The organism is Cytobacillus sp. ABV4_503, from assembly GCF_056158445.1.
Genome location: NZ_JBSWTH010000001.1, coordinates 3,631,971 through 3,649,239, shown reverse-complemented (window position 1 = coordinate 3,649,239; position 17,269 = coordinate 3,631,971). Strand labels below are relative to the sequence as shown.

Sequence of the window (17,269 nt, the reverse complement as noted above, 5' to 3'; positions counted from 1 at the left end):
GCGGAATGAAAATATTTATGCTAAAAGCTCTTTTTCTGGCAGCGTTTATGTTTGTCTCAGTATTATTTGGAATGCAGCAGGCAAATGATGGAATCCACAGAATGAAGGGTTTCCATGACGAAGATTTCAAAAGTGCCTTAACCTTAAATGAAACCAATGAAGGTGAAGTGCAGGCTTCTGTCCTGGGTAATGATGTGTCCAGCCATGATCTTCAGCAGAAAAAAGAAAAGCTTGAAGAAATGAAGGCATATAATTTCTTTTCATCTGTGGGAAAAGGCATCTCCGAAGGCTTATCAGAGCTGACAGAAAAAACGGTCGCATTGATCACAGACTTAATAACCGGAAAATAGGCTGCTCATGAAGCAGTCTTATTTTTTTTTGAACAGTTAGAGACGTAAAGCTTAGCATTGAATCTTCACATACGTACTGATATAATCAAAAATAGTGTATAAACTAAAAGGACTATTTTAAATTGACCACACTTGGCTCCAGGCGCCTGTATTAAGGCGCTTGCGCTTTTCTTATAGTAGGAGTTGAATTATAAATAATGAACAGAGAAGAAAGACTTAAAAGGCAAGAGAAAATTAGGAATTTTTCCATTATCGCCCACATAGACCATGGCAAGTCGACTTTGGCGGACAGAATCCTTGAAAAAACCAATGCGCTGACATCGCGCGAAATGAAGGATCAGCTCCTTGATTCAATGGACCTCGAAAGAGAGCGCGGCATCACGATCAAGCTTAATTCCGTTCAGCTAAAATATAAAGCTAAAGATGGAGAGATATACACTTTTCATTTAATAGATACCCCGGGACACGTCGATTTTACATATGAAGTATCCCGAAGTCTGGCAGCCTGTGAAGGCGCAATCCTGGTTGTAGATGCGGCTCAGGGTATTGAAGCACAGACTCTTGCAAATGTTTATCTGGCTTTGGATAATGATCTTGAGATTCTTCCGATCATCAATAAAATTGACCTTCCAAGTGCAGATCCGGAACGGGTGCGCAATGAGATCGAAGAAGTCATCGGCCTGGATGCTTCTGAAGCGGTACTTGCTTCAGCAAAAGCAGGGATCGGCATTGAAGAAATCCTTGAACAGGTCGTTGAAAAAGTGCCCGCTCCAGTAGGTGATCCTGAAGCCCCTTTAAAGGCGCTTATATTTGACTCCCTTTATGATGCCTACCGCGGTGTAGTAGCCTACATCCGTGTGGTGGAAGGTACGGTTAAAGTAGGGGATAAAATTAAAATGATGGCAACTGGCAAAGAGTTTGAAGTTACTGAGGTTGGAGTGTTTACTCCTAAATCCACTCCATTGGCTGAATTGTCAGTTGGAGACGTCGGCTTTTTGACTGCTGCTATCAAAAATGTTGGCGATACACGTGTAGGTGATACCATCACGAGTGCGAAAAATGGTGCAGCCGAAGCTCTTCCTGGGTACAGAAAGATGAATCCGATGGTTTATTGCGGACTTTATCCAATAGACAGCGCCAAGTTCAATGATTTGCGTGAAGCGCTAGAAAAGCTGGAACTGAATGATTCTGCCCTGCAGTTTGAGCCTGAAACATCGCAAGCGCTTGGCTTTGGATTCCGCTGCGGTTTCCTTGGATTGCTTCACATGGAAATCATCCAGGAGCGCATTGAGCGCGAATTCAAAATTGATTTGATTACAACAGCACCAAGTGTTATTTATGATGTCATACTGACTGATGGCACAGAGGTTAAAGTGGATAATCCATCAAATATGCCTGATCCGCAAAAGATTGACCGTGTCGAAGAACCTTATGTAAAAGCTACAATGATGGCGCCGAATGATTATGTGGGAGCCATCATGGAACTTTGCCAGCAAAAACGCGGCATCTTTATTGATATGCAATACATGGATGAAACCAGAGTAAACATTATATATGAAATTCCTTTATCGGAAATTGTTTATGATTTCTTTGATCAGCTGAAATCCAATACAAAAGGATATGCTTCTTTTGATTATGAATTAATAGGGTACAAGCCATCAAAACTTGTTAAAATGGATATTCTGTTAAATGCAGAAAAGGTAGACGCATTGAGCTTTATCGTTCATAAGGATTTTGCTTATGAAAGAGGAAAAATAATCGTTGAGAAGTTAAAAGACCTAATTCCCCGTCAGCAGTTTGAGGTTCCTATTCAAGCGGCGATTGGCCAGAAAATTGTAGCCCGCTCAACCATTAAAGCCATTCGCAAAAATGTATTGGCGAAATGTTACGGCGGAGACATCTCCCGTAAGCGCAAATTATTGGAGAAGCAGAAAGAAGGTAAAAAGCGGATGAAACAGGTTGGTTCTGTTGAAGTTCCGCAGGAAGCCTTCATGGCAGTTTTGAAGATGGACGATAACAGCCCTAAAAAGTAAAATATTTGCTTTGTTTTAAGAGGTTAGATATGCTGTCATAATAATAACAGCACTAGCCTCTTTTTATTTAGGAATCCGCTGTTTATGAACGTTGATTGAATGATGAAAGTAGTGAAATAAATGATTAAAGCAGCTTATATACACATCCCATTTTGTGAACATATTTGTCATTACTGTGATTTTAATAAAGTATTCTTGAAGAACCAGCCAGTAGGAGAATATCTGGACTCTCTTGATAAAGAGATGAATCTTGCTTTGAAAGAAACACCTGCATCCCGTCTAGACTCCATCTTTGTCGGGGGCGGTACGCCAACTGCGCTTAACGAGAAACAGCTTGAACAGCTTTGCGGCACAATCAAACGGCAGCTTCCCTATGACTCTTTCACAGAATTTAGCTTCGAAGCTAACCCTGGAGATCTCTCTATAGAAAAACTTCAAATATTGCATGATGCTGGAGTCAACCGGCTTAGCTTTGGCGTTCAGACCTTCAACGATGAACTCTTAAAAAGAATAGGAAGGTCGCACAGAGCAAAAGACGTTTTTCAATCAATTGAAGCTGCAAAAAAAGTCGGTTTTGATAACATCAGCATCGATCTTATCTACAGTCTTCCGGGTCAGACACTTCAGGATTTTCAAGATACACTCGAAACATCATTCACCCTGGATATTGTCCATTATTCGGGCTATTCGCTGATCATTGAACCCAAAACGGTATTCTATAATCTGATGAGGAAAGGGAAGCTGCCTACTCCTGGAGAAGATGTGGAAGCTGAGATGTATGAATTATTAATGGAACAAATGGAGAAACACGGCTTTGCTCAATATGAAATCAGCAATTTTGCAAAACCAGGCTTTGAGAGCCGGCATAACATCACTTATTGGGATAATGAATGGTACTTTGGCTTTGGAGCCGGTGCACATGGCTATGTAAAAGGGCTTCGCCGTTCCAATCACGGACCCTTGAAAAAATATATGGAGCCTATTGAAAACGAACAGCTTCCGATCCTGGAAGAGCATAAAGTGACCTTGAGTGAACAGATGGAAGAGGAAATGTTTCTTGGACTGAGAAAAACGGAAGGTGTCTCAATAAGTCGCTTTAAAGAGAAATTTGGCAAAGATCCCCTTGATCTGTTTGAAGTCCAAATTAAACAGCATACTGAAAAAGAATTAATTATTGCAGGGGAAGAGCATATTAAATTGACAAAAAAAGGACGTTTTCTTGGAAATGAAGTATTCCAATCGTTTATAGGGTAATCTGGCATGGGTATAGCGTCGGGAAAAAAGAAAGCCAAATTATTGACACTGCACGTTTGATTTGATAATTTATTAGTAGAATTAGCACTCAGGAACAAAGAGTGCTAACAGAGGTGATACCTGTGTTAACAGATCGTCAATTATTAATTTTTCAAGTAATTGTTGATGATTTTATTCAAACTGCACAGCCTGTCGGATCGAGAACCTTGTCGAAAAAAGATAAAATTTCTTTTAGTTCCGCAACGATCAGAAATGAGATGGCTGATTTAGAGGAACTTGGGTTTATTGAAAAAACACACACCTCATCGGGGAGGATTCCATCTGAAAAGGGGTACCGCTACTACGTGGATCACCTTTTATCCCCGCAAAAATTAAATCAGCATGATATCCACAAAGTACAATCAATCTTTGCGGAGAGACTCTATGAGCTGGAGAAAATCGTTCAAAAATCGGCAAAAATTCTTTCTGAGCTGACAAATTATACATCCATTGTCCTCGGGCCTGCAGTAAGGGATAACAAGCTGAAGAAAATTCAGATTGTTCCCTTGAATAAAGAAACAGCGATAGCAATTATTGTCACAGATACAGGCCATGTCGAGAACAGGATGTTCCACTTGCCTGAAAGTATTGATGCTGGGGATTTGGAGAAGGTAGTCAATATTCTTAATGACCGGCTTGCCGGTGCACCATTGGAAAGTCTGAACAATAAGTTATATAAAGAGGTTGCCGTTCTTTTAAGGCACCATATCAATAATTATGATCTAATGCTGAATTCAATTGCCGATACAATCAAGATACCGGCCTATGATAAGCTTTTCTTCGGCGGTAAAACAAATATGCTCAGCCAGCCAGAGTTTCATGATATTGAAAAGGTTAAAAACCTTATGAATATGATCGAGCAGGAAGAAGGCATATATGATTTAATTCGTAAAAATAAGTCAGGAATCAATATAAAAATCGGCCGGGAAAATAATAATTCAGCAATGGAAAACTGCAGCCTGATAACAGCAAGCTATTCAATCGGGACCGAACAGCTCGGTACTATCGCCATTCTTGGGCCGACCAGAATGGAATATTCGAGAGTCATTAGCTTATTAAACTATATCAGTGCAGACCTATCAGCTGTTTTATCTAAACTGTATCAAAACAGGTGATGGTGGAAATATTGATTAAGGGTGGAAATACCTTTCCACTCCTTTCCTTATGGTTATTATTTCGAAGAACCATCCATTCTTTAAGGGAGGTGAACATGTTGGCAGAAGAGAAAGAAACACTAAACCAAGAATTAAATGAACAAACAAACGAACCTGAAGGAACTGAAAATGAGGCACCTATTGAAGAGGTATTTGCAGAAGCAGAAGCTGGTACTGGTGAGGGAAGCACTGATGCAGAGCTTACTGCAGCGAAAGCGAAAATTGCTGAATTGGAAGGGAAGCTGGAAGAGGAAGAAAATCGCATCTACCGCCTTCAGGCTGATTTTGAAAATTCCCGGCGCCGTGCGAGGCTTGACCTTGAAGCGTCTGAAAAATATAGAGCACAGAGCTTAATCTCCGATTTGCTGCCTGCAATTGACAATTTTGAGAGAGCACTTCAGATGGAAGCTGAAAATGAACAGGCTAAATCTATCCTTCAAGGTATGGAAATGGTTTACCGAAGTTTGCTGGAGGCTATAAAAAAAGAAGGTGCAGAGCAGATTGAAGCAGTTGGGAAAGAATTTGATCCTCATTTACACCAGGCTGTGATGCAGGTGGAAGATGGGAATTTTGATTCCAATATCGTGGTTGAAGAGTTCCAAAAAGGCTACAAGTTAAAGGACAGAGTCATTCGTCCATCAATGGTTAAAGTAAATCAATAATTACATATTTGGGGAGGTAAAGAACATGAGCAAAATTATCGGAATTGATTTAGGTACAACAAACTCATGTGTCGCTGTCCTTGAAGGCGGCGAACCAAAAGTAATTCCAAATCCGGAAGGCAACCGTACAACACCTTCAGTTGTTGCGTTTAAAAATGGCGAGCGCCAGGTCGGTGAGGTGGCAAAGCGCCAGTCTATTACAAACCCGAACACCATCATTTCCATTAAACGCCACATGGGTACGGATCATAAAACTGAAATTGAAGGAAAAGAATACGCGCCTCAAGAGGTTTCTGCTATTATTCTTCAATATTTGAAATCTTATGCAGAAGACTATCTTGGAGAAAAAGTTACTAAAGCAGTAATCACAGTTCCGGCATATTTTAATGATGCCGAGCGTCAGGCTACAAAGGATGCGGGCAGAATTGCCGGCCTGGAAGTTGAACGAATCATCAACGAACCTACTGCTGCAGCTTTGGCGTATGGTCTTGATAAAATGGATGAAGACCAGACAATTCTTGTTTATGACCTTGGCGGCGGTACTTTTGATGTGTCTATCCTTGAACTTGGCGATGGAGTATTTGAAGTAAAATCCACTGCGGGGGATAACCGTCTTGGCGGAGATGATTTTGACCAAGTAATTATTGACTACCTGGTTGATCAATTCAAAAAAGAGAATGGCATTGATCTTGCCAAAGATAAAATGGCTCTTCAGCGTTTAAAAGATGCAGCTGAAAAAGCGAAAAAAGATCTTTCAGGAGTAACTTCAACGCAAATCTCGCTTCCGTTTATCACGGCTGGGGAAGCAGGACCTTTACACCTTGAAGTTACACTTTCAAGAGCTAAATTTGAAGAGCTGTCTGCAGATCTTGTAGAACGCACAATGGGACCTACACGCCAGGCGTTAAAGGATGCTGGATTATCTCCTTCAGAACTTGATAAAGTTATCCTTGTCGGCGGTTCAACTCGTATTCCTGCCGTACAGGAAGCAATCAAGAAAGAAACAGGAAAAGAACCGCATAGAGGAGTTAACCCTGATGAAGTTGTTGCAATGGGTGCAGCCATTCAGGGCGGTGTAATCACAGGTGACGTTAAAGATGTTGTCCTGCTGGACGTAACTCCTTTGTCTCTTGGAATTGAAACAATGGGCGGAGTGTTCACTAAGCTGATTGAACGCAATACAACCATCCCAACATCAAAATCCCAAGTGTTCTCAACTGCTGCTGATAACCAGTCAGCTGTTGATATCCATGTGCTTCAAGGGGAACGCCCGATGGCTGCAGATAATAAAACACTGGGCCGCTTCCAGCTTGGCGACATTCCTCCTGCTCCTCGTGGAGTGCCTCAAATCGAAGTTTCATTCGATATCGACAAAAATGGTATCGTAAACGTACGCGCTAAAGACTTGGGCACAAATAAAGAGCAGGCCATTACGATTAAATCATCAACAGGATTATCTGATGAAGAAATCGAAAAAATGGTAAGAGAAGCTGAAGAAAATGCAGAAGCAGATAAGCAGCGCAAAGAAGAAGTTGAACTCCGCAATGAAGCGGACCAGCTTGTATTCACTACTGAAAAGACTCTAAAAGATCTTGAAGGCAAAGTGGATGAAGCTGAAGTGAACAAAGCAAATGAAGCTAAAGATGCCCTGAAGGCTGCAATTGAAAAGAACGATCTGGATAAGATCCGTGCGAAGAAAGATGCTTTACAGGAGGTTGTCCAGGCCTTAACAATGAAGCTTTATGAGCAGGCACAAGCTGCTCAGGCTGCACAAGGTGCAGAAGGCGCTGAAAGCAAAAATGACGACGATAATGTCGTAGACGCTGAGTTCGAAGAAGTTAAAGACGATAAATAACCTCTGAATCTTTAAAGTCAAAGTCAGGTCTTTCTTGGCTTTGGCTTTTATTTTTGATACAATAATCTTTATGTGAAATGAATCGGGGAGTGGTAATCATGAGTAAAAGGGATTACTATGAAGTTCTTGGAATCAGCAAAGGTGCGTCCAAGGATGAAATTAAGAAGGCTTATCGAAAGCTTTCAAAAAAATATCATCCTGATATTAATAAAGAGCCTGATGCAGACGAGAAGTTCAAGGAAGTTAAAGAAGCATATGAAGTCCTCAGCGACGATCAGAAAAAGGCCCACTATGATCAATTCGGCCATACGGACCCTAATCAGGGCTTTGGCGGAGCCGGTTTTGATGGTTTTGGAGGATTTGAAGATATTTTCAGCACCTTCTTCGGAGGAGGCTCCCGCCGTCGTGACCCTAATGCTCCAAGGCAGGGTGCAGACTTGCAGTACACCATGTCCTTATCCTTTGAGGAAGCAGTATTTGGCAAAGAGACCGATATTGAAATTCCTCGTGAAGAGACATGTGATACCTGCAGCGGTTCAGGCGCGAAGCCAGGGACTAAGCCGGAAACATGCCGTCACTGCCACGGATCGGGTCAGCTGAATGTTGAACAAAATACGCCATTTGGCAAGATAGTAAATAGAAGGGTTTGCCACTACTGTAATGGGACCGGCAAGGAAATCAAAGAGAAGTGTACTACTTGCCGTGGAACCGGTAAAGTGCAAAAACGCAGGAAGATACACGTGAAAATTCCTGCGGGCATTGATGATGGCCAGCAGCTCCGCGTGGCGGGCCAAGGGGAACCCGGTGTTAATGGAGGCCCTCCTGGAGACCTTTATGTTGTTTTCCATGTTCGTTCACATGAATTCTTTGAGCGTGATGGAGATGACGTTTATTGCGAGATGCCTATAACATTTGTGCAGGCAGCCCTTGGCGATGAAATTGAAGTTCCGACACTCCATGGAAAAGTAAAACTTAAAGTCCCATCAGGCACACAAACAGGAACCAAATTCCGCCTCAAAGGAAAAGGTGTACCAAATGTAAGAGGATACGGAACAGGGGATCAGCATATTATTGTACGCATTATTACTCCTACAAAGCTGACAGAAAAACAAAAACAGCTTTTAAGTGAATTTGCTGAAGTCAGCGGAACAGTTCCCCAGGGAGAACAGGAAGAAAGCTTTTTTTCTAAAGTAAAACGAGCCTTTAAAGGTGAATAAAGGAATGGGAGTTGGTAGTAGTGAAATGGTCAGAAATCAGTATTCATACTGCAAATGAAGCTGTTGAACCGATTTCGAATATTTTGCATGAAGCCGGAGCAAGCGGAGTTGTTATAGAGGATCCTTTAGAACTTGTAAAAGAAAGAAAGGACCAATTCGGTGAAATCTACCAGCTCAATCCGCAGGACTATCCTGAAGAAGGCGTAATTGTAAAAGCGTACTTGCCAGTAAACAGTTTTCTAGGTGAAACAGTTGATGAAATAAAAGAAGCAATCAATAATCTTATTTTATTTAATATTGACATCGGGGCAAATAAAGTCAGCATTAGCGAAGTAAATGAAGAAGAATGGGCTACTGCCTGGAAAAAATATTATAACCCTGTAAAAATTTCAGAACGCTTTACCATTGTCCCAACCTGGGAGGATTACACACCTGTCAGCAGTGATGAGCTTATTATTGAGCTTGACCCTGGCATGGCTTTTGGAACGGGTACACACCCCACTACGGTGATGTGTATACAAGCACTTGAAAGAACAGTAAAACAGAGTGATAAAGTTGTAGATGTAGGAACAGGATCGGGTGTGTTAAGCATTGCTGCAGCTATGCTGGGTGCTGAGAAGGTGAAAGCACTTGATCTTGATGAAGTGGCAGTAAATTCAGCTAAATTAAATATTAAGCTGAATAAAGTGCAGGATATTGTGGAAGTATCACAAGGAAATCTGCTCGATGGTGTCAGCGAGGGAGCTGATGTGGTCGTTGCCAACATCCTTGCAGAAGTGATTCTCCGATTTACTGACGATGTGGCATCAGTCGTAAAGGAAGGCGGATACTTTATCGCTTCAGGCATTATCCAGCAGAAGAAACAGGAAGTAAGAGATGCTATTTCCTCTGCAGGATTTGAAGTTGAAGAGACCATTCAAATGGAAGATTGGGTTGCTATTGTAGCAAAGAGAAAGCAATAATGTGAAAAAGGGGGTAATCAACTTACCCCCCTTTTACAGTTGAAAGAATTTTGGACAGGCAAGAAAGAGGGTGCAGGTTGTGCAGCGATATTTCACAGAGAATGCAGTAAATGAAAATGTCTTTCAAATTAAAGGGGAAGACCGCCATCATATTGTGAAAGTAATGCGCATGAAAGAAGGCGACAATATTATCTGTGTCGATCTATCCCAAAATAGCGCACTTTGCTCAATTGCAGAAATTACCGATGAACATGTGGCTGCAGAAGTTGTACAATGGATTGAAGGGGCTTCTGAGCTGCCTGCAGATATTACTATTGTGAGCGGACTGCCTAAAGGGGATAAGCTGGAGTGGATCATTCAAAAAGGCACTGAGCTGGGAGCACATCGTTTTATCCCTTTTACTTCAGCCCGTTCAGTAGTAAAATGGGATGCTAAGAAATCTGTGAAAAAAGCAGAGAGATGGCAGAAGATTGCTAAAGAAGCTGCTGAACAATCACACAGGACCATGGTGCCTGAAGTGTTTGCACCTCTCGATTTGAAGTCATTGCTGAAATTATCTGGAGAGTATTCATATAAATTGATTGCCTTTGAGGAAGAGGCGAAGCAGGGAGAGGACTCTGTGCTCTATAAAACACTTTCTTCTATGAATAAAGGACAATCACTTATAGTTGTATTCGGGCCTGAAGGCGGGCTTTCTGACAATGAAGTTTCATTGCTGCAGGAAGCAGGCTTTCTTGCCTGCGGGTTGGGGCCGCGTATTTTAAGAACAGAGACAGCACCTCTCTATTTGCTGTCAGCTGTTTCCTATCATTTTGAATTAATGGGGTGAAATTAGATGCCTGAAGTTGCATTTCATACACTTGGCTGCAAAGTCAATCATTACGAAACAGAGGCCATTTGGCAGCTGTTCAAAGAAGCTGGCTATGAACGGACAGACTTTGAATCCGTTTCAGATGTATATGTGATTAACACATGTACCGTTACAAATACTGGTGATAAGAAAAGCCGCCAGGTAATCAGAAGGGCAATCAGGAAAAATCCTGATGCGGTTATCTGTGTAACGGGCTGTTATGCACAAACCTCACCGGCTGAAATTATGGCTATTCCTGGAGTGGATATCGTTGTTGGCACCCAGGATCGAGTAAAGATGCTTGAGTATATCGAGCAGTATAAACAAGAACGGCAGCCGATCAATGGTGTTGGTAACATCATGAAGAATCGTGTCTACGAAGAGCTGGATGTTCCGGCATTTACAGATCGGACACGAGCTTCCCTTAAAATTCAGGAAGGCTGCAATAACTTCTGTACATTTTGCATTATCCCCTGGGCGCGCGGTTTAATGAGATCCAGGGATCCGAAAGAAGTAATCCGCCAGGCCCAGCAGCTGGTTGATGCCGGCTATAAAGAAATCGTTCTGACTGGAATCCATACAGGCGGTTATGGCGAGGACATGAAAGATTATAATCTGGCTATGCTTCTTAGGGATCTGGAAGCTCAGGTAAAAGGTCTTAAGCGTTTAAGAATTTCTTCAATTGAAGCCAGCCAGATTACCGATGAAGTTATTGAAGTTATGGATCAGTCCAAGGTTGTTGTAAGGCACTTGCACATTCCTCTTCAGTCAGGCTCAAACACTGTCCTTAAGAGAATGCGCCGCAAGTATACTATGGAGTTTTTTGCTGAGCGTCTTGAACGCTTGAAGGAAGCTCTCCCAGGTCTGGCTGTTACATCAGATGTTATCGTTGGCTTCCCGGGAGAAACAGAAGAAGAATTTATGGAAACCTACAACTTTATTAAAGAACATAAATTTTCCGAGCTTCATGTATTCCCTTATTCAAAGCGTACAGGAACACCTGCAGCGAGAATGGACGACCAGATTGATGAAGAGGTTAAAAACGAGCGTGTCCATCGCCTGATTGCCTTATCAGATCAGCTTGCAAAAGAATACGCATCTCAGTATGAAGGCGAAGTTCTTGAAGTAATTCCAGAGGAAAGCTTTAAGGAAAGCAGTAACAGCAGTTTATTTGTCGGCTACACGGATAATTACTTGAAAGTTGTCTTCCCGGCTGCCGAAGAAATGGTCGGCCAGATTGTAAAAGTTAAAATTACAAAAGCTGGCTACCCTTACAATGAAGGTCAATTTGTAAGAGTCCTTGATGAATTGAATGAAACAGAAGAGGCCGCAGTTTAAAGGAATTACCTAATGGTAATTCCTTTTTTATTAGCTTTTATTTAAGTTTATTTCTTTTTAATAACTTTGTTTATTTACTGAGTTGATTGGAGTGGAGGGTACTTGACTCCTGCGGGAGGAGAGGGAAGTGGGAAACCCCGCAGGCGAAGCCGAGGAGGCTCCCGTTCCTCCCCGCGGAAAGCAAGTGCCCGCAGCGGAAATCAACGAGCTGAATTCATAAGCAAAACATCTTGATAAATTTATTAATATCTTTTGGGAAAAACTACTTTCGAAAACGATTACAAAAAACTTAATTATTGCTCGATATTTTATTATCTAAGTGATATTATGTAAGAGGTACGTACAACTGTTTTTGAAAAGGAGTAGTTAAAATGACAAATAATGTAGCAAAAATGATCGACCATACATTACTAAAAGCCGATGCAACAAAAGAACAAATAGAAAAAATTTGTGCCGAGGCTAAAGAATACAATTTTGCGTCAGTATGTGTAAACCCGACATGGGTCAAACTTTCAAGCGAATTGCTAAACGGCACTGATGTGAAAGTCTGCACAGTAATCGGCTTCCCTCTGGGAGCTTCCACACCTGAAACAAAAGCATTTGAAACAAAGAATGCCATTGAAAACGGGGCAACAGAAGTAGATATGGTAATTAACATTGGCGCTTTAAAAGGCGGAGACAATGAGCTTGTTGAAAGAGACATCCGTGCGGTTGTTGAAGCTGCCAAAGGAAAAGCATTAACAAAGGTTATTATCGAATCTTGCCTTCTTACTGAAGAAGAAAAAGTTAGAGCATGTGAACTTTCTGTAAAAGCAGGTGCTGACTTTGTTAAAACATCTACAGGATTTTCAACAGGCGGAGCAACTGCTGAAGACATCGCTTTGATGAGAAAAACTGTCGGCCCGGAAATCGGTGTTAAAGCTTCAGGCGGAGTAAGAAGCGCTGAAGATGCACAGAAAATGATTGATGCAGGTGCAACGAGAATTGGAGCAAGTTCTGGCGCTGCTATTGTCAACGGCTTAACAAGCGATTCGGATTACTAAGAAAAGCGGAAGGCGCCCGTTTATCGGCACCTGGAGCTGGATTAGTTATCGAAATTCAAATTATTATACTTGCTGTAAGAAAATGCCGGGATTTTTCGGCATTTTTTATTGTTTTATCGGTCATGAAACCTAATGACAAACCTTCCAAACTGATTTGCAACTGGAAGAACAAGCAGTGAGGATAGTACATTAAATAAAACACTGATATGTGCAAGCTGCACATCCGGGGAACTGGCTGCATTTTGCCCAAAAACAGCAAGAGCATGAATAAAGGGATAGAAGGCTGCGACACCCAGGCAGTTCAGCCAGATATGGGCAAAGGCAGTCAGCTTTGCTTCTTTTCCGGAACCTATGGATGCTAAATAAGCGTCTACGCATGTTCCGATATTCGATCCAAGCATTATGGCAATGCCGGTATCCAGATCCATTGCTCCTGCAGTTAAAAATCCCATGATAATGCCAGTTGTTGCGGTGCTTGATTGGATAATCGCAGTAAGGACAATTCCAGCAGCTACTGCGAACATGTAATTCCCATCCAAAGTGAGCAGCCAGTGATTGACTATATCATTATCTTTAACTGAACCGGCCAGATATTCAAATCCGCGCATTGCTGCGAAAACTGCAGATAAACCCAACAATGCAAGACCGGTGCTTCGCATGCTGTTTTTCTTCAATACAGCCAGGATGCTTCCGGCAGCAGCAAGCGGAATAATATAAGATTCTATATTAAAAGTGATTAATTCTGTCGTAAATGTTGTCCCGATGTTGGTGCCTAAAATGATGCCGATTGTCTGGGGGAAAGTAAGCATCCGTGCAGAAACCATTCCAATTGTAATAATCATTACCGCTGAACTGCTCTGCAGGACAGCTGTAACCATTGTCCCAATAACAAGGCCTTTCCAGGGGGAATTTGTCATCACTGCCAGCCATTTTTTTAATGAATCGGCAGATAAATTAAATAGACCTGATCTTAAAAGTGTCATACCATAAATAAATAACCCGATTAGCAGAAAAAATAATAACAGCTGGACCAAGCATACACCCCCTATATTTAATACTATGGGACAGCATGCTGGGACATGCTTAAGTGCGATAAATTGTTTAGCTTGTCATGAACGGGGTATAAAACAATCACAACCAAATAAAAACTAATCCTATAGCAGGCTAATTACTGTTGACCTCGATAAGCTGTTATATTATAATTGCAAGGTACATGGAATAAACCATGTTGTTGATGTAAGTGTGTTGTGCTCGGAGGGAGGGAAAGAGAATGTCTAAAACCGTCGTTCGTAAAAACGAATCGCTTGAAGATGCTCTTCGTCGCTTCAAACGTTCAGTATCAAAAACTGGTACTTTGCAGGAAGCAAGAAAGCGCGAATTCTACGAAAAACCTAGTATTAAACGTAAGAAAAAGTCTGAGGCTGCTAGAAAGCGTAAGTGGTAAGAGAGGGTGTATGTAATGAGTCTTCTCGAGCGTTTAAATGAAGATATGAAACAAGCGATGAGGAATAAAGAAAAAGAAAAGCTAACTGTCATTCGTATGATTAAAGCTTCGCTTCAAAACGAAGCAATCAAGCTTGGTGAAGAGCTTAACGAAGAACAGGAGCTGACTGTCCTTTCTCGCGAAGTTAAACAACGCAAGGATTCCCTCCATGAATTTGAAAAAGCAGGTCGTGAAGATCTTGTTGAAAAAATTCGTACTGAACTTCAGTATGTCGAATTATATATGCCAAAACAGCTCTCAGAAGATGAAGTTTCAAAAATTGTTGCAGAAACGGTTGCTGAAACGGGTGCTTCTTCAAAAGCTGATATGGGAAAAGTGATGGCTGCTATTATGCCTAAGGTAAAAGGCAAAGCAGATGGTTCACTTGTAAATAAACTTGTACAACAACACCTTTCATAAAACTATGCAATAAAAGACCGAAAGCCATTGGCTGACGGTCTTTTTTATTTGGTGTTCACTTATCTTATTCGTATCCTTTAGTCTATGAAAGCCTAAACACTGCTGGAATGATTTACGTTCATTTCTTGGTTATACTTATAATGCAGCCGCTTTGTAAATACTAATTATATTGAAAAATAAAAATGAAACTTTTTAATGATTGAATCGTAAATACATATAGAATCAATTTTGCGGTTAAAGGGGGGAATGTTTTGATTGCCAGAAGAGCAATAACCGCCTTTTCATTGTTCTTTGCTCTGCTGCTTTTGGGAAGCCCTTTTCAAGGAAAAGCCAATAATGAAAAAGTGCTGATTGTTCCTATTGAAGAAACTGTGGAAAAAGGGCTTTATGCATTTTTAAATAGAGCGGTCCACACAGCTGAAGAAGAAAATGCCTCAGCCATAATATTTGAAATAAATACACCCGGAGGGGCAGTGGATGCAGCCGGGCAAATCGGAAGGCTGTTAACCTCGACAAATGTAAAAACAATATCTTTTGTTAATAAGCAGGCCTTATCCGCAGGTGCCTATATAGCATTGAATACGGATGAAATATACATGGTCCCGGGTTCAACAATGGGTTCAGCAGCGATTATTGACCAGCAGGGTAATACGGCTGGCAAGAAAGCGGAATCATACTGGTTTGCAGCTATGCAGAGTGCTGCCTCACAAACGGATAGAGATCCTGTTTATGCACTTGCTATGGCAGATGAATCGGTGGATCTGCCAGATTTAGGAGCGCCGAAGGGAAAGCTTCTTACCCTAACAGCTGAACAGGCTAAAGAGGTGGGTTATTCGGAGGGCACAGTAGATTCAAGAGCGGATTTACTGAAAGTGCTCGGGTTTGAGGGAGCTGCTATACAGACAATTGATGAAAGCTTTGCAGAAAAGGTGGCCCGTTTTATTACCCATCCTGTCGTTATACCAATTCTATTATCTATCGGAAGCCTCGGGCTTGTTCTGGAGCTGTATTCACCGGGCTTCGGCATTCCTGGGTTCATGGGGTTATCGGCTCTGCTCCTTTTCTTTTATGGCCATATGGTGGCCGGCCTGGCAGGATATGAAACTTTAATTTTGTTTGTAATAGGTATAGGTTTAATAATAGCTGAGTTTTTCCTTCCTGGAGGAGTTGCAGGAATAGCTGGAATAGCAGCAGTACTGGGCAGCCTGTTCCTGGCTGCTGACAATGCAGCCCATATGGGAATGTCTATTTTAATTGCTATGGGAGTTTCAATATTGGCATCTATATTAATGATAAAGGTGTTTGGTAAAAAAATGAAATTCTTCAAAAAAATAATATTAACCGATAGCACAAATACAGAAAAAGGCTATATTTCAAATAAGAGCAGACTTGAACTGATTGGCCTTGAGGGTTATGCACTTACAGCCCTAAGGCCATCTGGTACAGTTGTCATCGCGGATGAGCGGATTGACGTTGTCAGTGAGGGAGGCTTTATCCTTAAAGGGGCAAAAGTAAAAGTTGTTAAAGCAGAAGGCTCACGTATTGTTGTAAGGGAAGTATCTAATCTTGATTTAGATAAATAAAATCATCAGGAGGTAGGAATATGTTAGAAGCAGGGACAGTATTTGTTCTGGTTGCCGTTGTACTGGGTGTCATTTTACTTGGGATATTATTCACCTTTGTACCTGTAATGCTGTGGATTTCAGCATTGGCTGCCGGTGTCAGAGTCAGTATCTTTACATTAATAGGAATGAGGCTTCGCCGGGTTATACCAAGCCGTGTTATTAACCCGTTAATCAAAGCACATAAGGCAGGGCTTGATGTATCAACAAACCAGCTGGAAAGCCATTACTTGGCAGGAGGAAATGTTGATAGAGTTGTCAATGCATTAATTGCAGCACACCGTGCAAATATTGATTTAAGCTTTGAACGCAGCGCTGCCATCGACTTGGCAGGGCGTGACGTGTTGGAAGCTGTTCAGATGAGCGTTAACCCAAAAGTAATTGAAACTCCTTTCATTGCAGGTGTGGCGATGGATGGTATTGAAGTGAAGGCGAAAGCGCGAATTACCGTCCGGGCAAATATTGACCGTCTAGTCGGGGGAGCCGGAGAGGAAACAATTGTGGCGCGTGTTGGTGAGGGGATTGTCTCTACAATTGGTTCACAGACTGACCATAAGAAAGTACTCGAAAATCCTGATATGATCTCTCAGACGGTTCTCTCGAAAGGCCTGGATGCTGGGACTGCCTTTGAAATCCTTTCCATTGATATCGCGGACGTGGATATCGGTAAAAATATCGGTGCGGAACTTCAGACTGAACAAGCAGAGGCGGATAAGAAGATTGCCCAGGCTAAAGCGGAAGAAAGACGTGCAATGGCGGTAGCTCAAGAACAGGAAATGAAGGCTCGCGTTGAAGAAATGCGAGCGAAGGTTGTGGAAGCAGAGGCTCAGGTGCCGCTTGCCATGTCAGAAGCGCTCCGTTCCGGAAATATTGGTGTAATGGATTATATGAATATCCAAAACATCTCAGCTGATACCGAAATGAGGGACTCAATCGGCAATATGAGTGATGACGGCAAAAATGGCCGCAAAAATGACTAAATGATCC

Annotated in this window: 16 protein-coding genes; 15 read left to right on the top strand and 1 reads right to left on the bottom strand. The window is 41.8% G+C overall.

What is annotated here, in order from left to right; genetic code table 11:
- Positions 1–5 precede the first annotated feature (5 nt).
- The 11 genes from ACXAD1_RS18405 to deoC all read left to right on the top strand — a co-directional run bounded on the left by ACXAD1_RS18405 (position 6) and on the right by deoC (position 12,757).
- Positions 6–350: a YqxA family protein gene (locus ACXAD1_RS18405; protein ID WP_474910716.1), complete on the top strand. Its 345-nt coding sequence runs from the start codon at positions 6–8 to the stop codon at positions 348–350.
- A 197-nt stretch (positions 351–547) separates the two neighbouring features.
- Positions 548–2,383 carry a translation elongation factor 4 gene (gene lepA, locus ACXAD1_RS18400; RefSeq protein ID WP_474910715.1) on the top strand — a complete coding sequence of 612 codons (1,836 nt, stop codon included), beginning with the start codon at positions 548–550 and terminating at the stop codon, positions 2,381–2,383.
- Positions 2,384–2,503: 120 nt separating this feature from the next.
- Entirely contained in the window at positions 2,504–3,637 is a 1,134-nt protein-coding gene (gene hemW, locus ACXAD1_RS18395) for a radical SAM family heme chaperone HemW (protein WP_474910714.1), read from the top strand.
- Between the two features lie 122 nt (positions 3,638–3,759).
- Entirely contained in the window at positions 3,760–4,791 is a 1,032-nt protein-coding gene (gene hrcA / locus ACXAD1_RS18390; RefSeq protein ID WP_474910713.1) for a heat-inducible transcriptional repressor HrcA, read from the top strand.
- Positions 4,792–4,886: 95 nt separating this feature from the next.
- Entirely contained in the window at positions 4,887–5,492 is a 606-nt protein-coding gene (gene grpE / locus ACXAD1_RS18385) for a nucleotide exchange factor GrpE (protein ID WP_206838817.1), read from the top strand.
- Between the two features lie 25 nt (positions 5,493–5,517).
- Positions 5,518–7,347, top strand: a complete 1,830-nt coding sequence (gene dnaK / locus ACXAD1_RS18380; protein WP_474910712.1) for a molecular chaperone DnaK — start codon at positions 5,518–5,520, stop codon at positions 7,345–7,347.
- A gap of 98 nt (positions 7,348–7,445) precedes the next feature.
- Positions 7,446–8,564 carry a molecular chaperone DnaJ gene (gene dnaJ / locus ACXAD1_RS18375; RefSeq protein ID WP_206838813.1) on the top strand — a complete coding sequence of 373 codons (1,119 nt, stop codon included), beginning with the start codon at positions 7,446–7,448 and terminating at the stop codon, positions 8,562–8,564.
- 20 nt (positions 8,565–8,584) lie between these two features.
- Positions 8,585–9,526, top strand: coding sequence for a 50S ribosomal protein L11 methyltransferase (gene prmA, locus ACXAD1_RS18370; protein ID WP_474910711.1), 942 nt, complete (start codon positions 8,585–8,587; stop codon positions 9,524–9,526).
- A gap of 79 nt (positions 9,527–9,605) precedes the next feature.
- Positions 9,606–10,355, top strand: coding sequence for a 16S rRNA (uracil(1498)-N(3))-methyltransferase (locus ACXAD1_RS18365; RefSeq protein ID WP_370224098.1), 750 nt, complete (start codon positions 9,606–9,608; stop codon positions 10,353–10,355).
- A gap of 6 nt (positions 10,356–10,361) precedes the next feature.
- On the top strand, positions 10,362–11,714 hold the full coding sequence (gene mtaB / locus ACXAD1_RS18360) for a tRNA (N(6)-L-threonylcarbamoyladenosine(37)-C(2))-methylthiotransferase MtaB (protein ID WP_206838809.1): 1,353 nt from the start codon (positions 10,362–10,364) through the stop codon (positions 11,712–11,714).
- A 371-nt stretch (positions 11,715–12,085) separates the two neighbouring features.
- Positions 12,086–12,757, top strand: a complete 672-nt coding sequence (gene deoC / locus ACXAD1_RS18355) for a deoxyribose-phosphate aldolase (RefSeq protein WP_474910710.1) — start codon at positions 12,086–12,088, stop codon at positions 12,755–12,757.
- A 113-nt stretch (positions 12,758–12,870) separates the two neighbouring features.
- On the opposite strand, the gene ACXAD1_RS18350 is transcribed toward deoC, so the two are convergent.
- A complete protein-coding gene (locus tag ACXAD1_RS18350; protein ID WP_474910709.1) occupies positions 12,871–13,791 on the bottom strand; it encodes a Na/Pi symporter in 921 nt (306 codons plus the stop codon).
- A gap of 236 nt (positions 13,792–14,027) precedes the next feature.
- Between ACXAD1_RS18350 and rpsU the strand changes: the two genes are divergently transcribed.
- From rpsU to floA, 4 genes are all read left to right on the top strand, one after another.
- On the top strand, positions 14,028–14,201 hold the full coding sequence (gene rpsU / locus ACXAD1_RS18345; RefSeq protein ID WP_009333009.1) for a 30S ribosomal protein S21: 174 nt from the start codon (positions 14,028–14,030) through the stop codon (positions 14,199–14,201).
- A gap of 15 nt (positions 14,202–14,216) precedes the next feature.
- The gene (locus ACXAD1_RS18340) at positions 14,217–14,660 is read left to right on the top strand and encodes a GatB/YqeY domain-containing protein (protein ID WP_206838806.1); all 444 of its coding nucleotides are present in this window, start codon (positions 14,217–14,219) and stop codon (positions 14,658–14,660) included.
- Positions 14,661–14,911: 251 nt separating this feature from the next.
- The gene (locus ACXAD1_RS18335) at positions 14,912–16,243 is read left to right on the top strand and encodes an NfeD family protein (protein WP_206838805.1); all 1,332 of its coding nucleotides are present in this window, start codon (positions 14,912–14,914) and stop codon (positions 16,241–16,243) included.
- Between the two features lie 20 nt (positions 16,244–16,263).
- Positions 16,264–17,262, top strand: a complete 999-nt coding sequence (floA, locus tag ACXAD1_RS18330) for a flotillin-like protein FloA (protein WP_206838804.1) — start codon at positions 16,264–16,266, stop codon at positions 17,260–17,262.
- The last annotated feature ends 7 nt before the right edge of the window (positions 17,263–17,269 follow it).

What these genes read in the sequence shown, in the direction of transcription:
- ACXAD1_RS18405 (WP_474910716.1), top strand. Translation starts at nt 6, where the DNA reads ATGAAAATATTTATGCTAAAAGCTCTTTTTCTGGCAGCGTTTATGTTT.
- lepA (WP_474910715.1), top strand. Translation starts at nt 548, where the DNA reads ATGAACAGAGAAGAAAGACTTAAAAGGCAAGAGAAAATTAGGAATTTT.
- hemW (WP_474910714.1), top strand. Translation starts at nt 2,504, where the DNA reads ATGATTAAAGCAGCTTATATACACATCCCATTTTGTGAACATATTTGT.
- grpE (WP_206838817.1), top strand. Translation starts at nt 4,887, where the DNA reads ATGTTGGCAGAAGAGAAAGAAACACTAAACCAAGAATTAAATGAACAA.
- dnaK (WP_474910712.1), top strand. Translation starts at nt 5,518, where the DNA reads ATGAGCAAAATTATCGGAATTGATTTAGGTACAACAAACTCATGTGTC.
- dnaJ (WP_206838813.1), top strand. Translation starts at nt 7,446, where the DNA reads ATGAGTAAAAGGGATTACTATGAAGTTCTTGGAATCAGCAAAGGTGCG.
- mtaB (WP_206838809.1), top strand. Translation starts at nt 10,362, where the DNA reads ATGCCTGAAGTTGCATTTCATACACTTGGCTGCAAAGTCAATCATTAC.
- deoC (WP_474910710.1), top strand. Translation starts at nt 12,086, where the DNA reads ATGACAAATAATGTAGCAAAAATGATCGACCATACATTACTAAAAGCC.
- rpsU (WP_009333009.1), top strand. Translation starts at nt 14,028, where the DNA reads ATGTCTAAAACCGTCGTTCGTAAAAACGAATCGCTTGAAGATGCTCTT.
- ACXAD1_RS18340 (WP_206838806.1), top strand. Translation starts at nt 14,217, where the DNA reads ATGAGTCTTCTCGAGCGTTTAAATGAAGATATGAAACAAGCGATGAGG.
- floA (WP_206838804.1), top strand. Translation starts at nt 16,264, where the DNA reads ATGTTAGAAGCAGGGACAGTATTTGTTCTGGTTGCCGTTGTACTGGGT.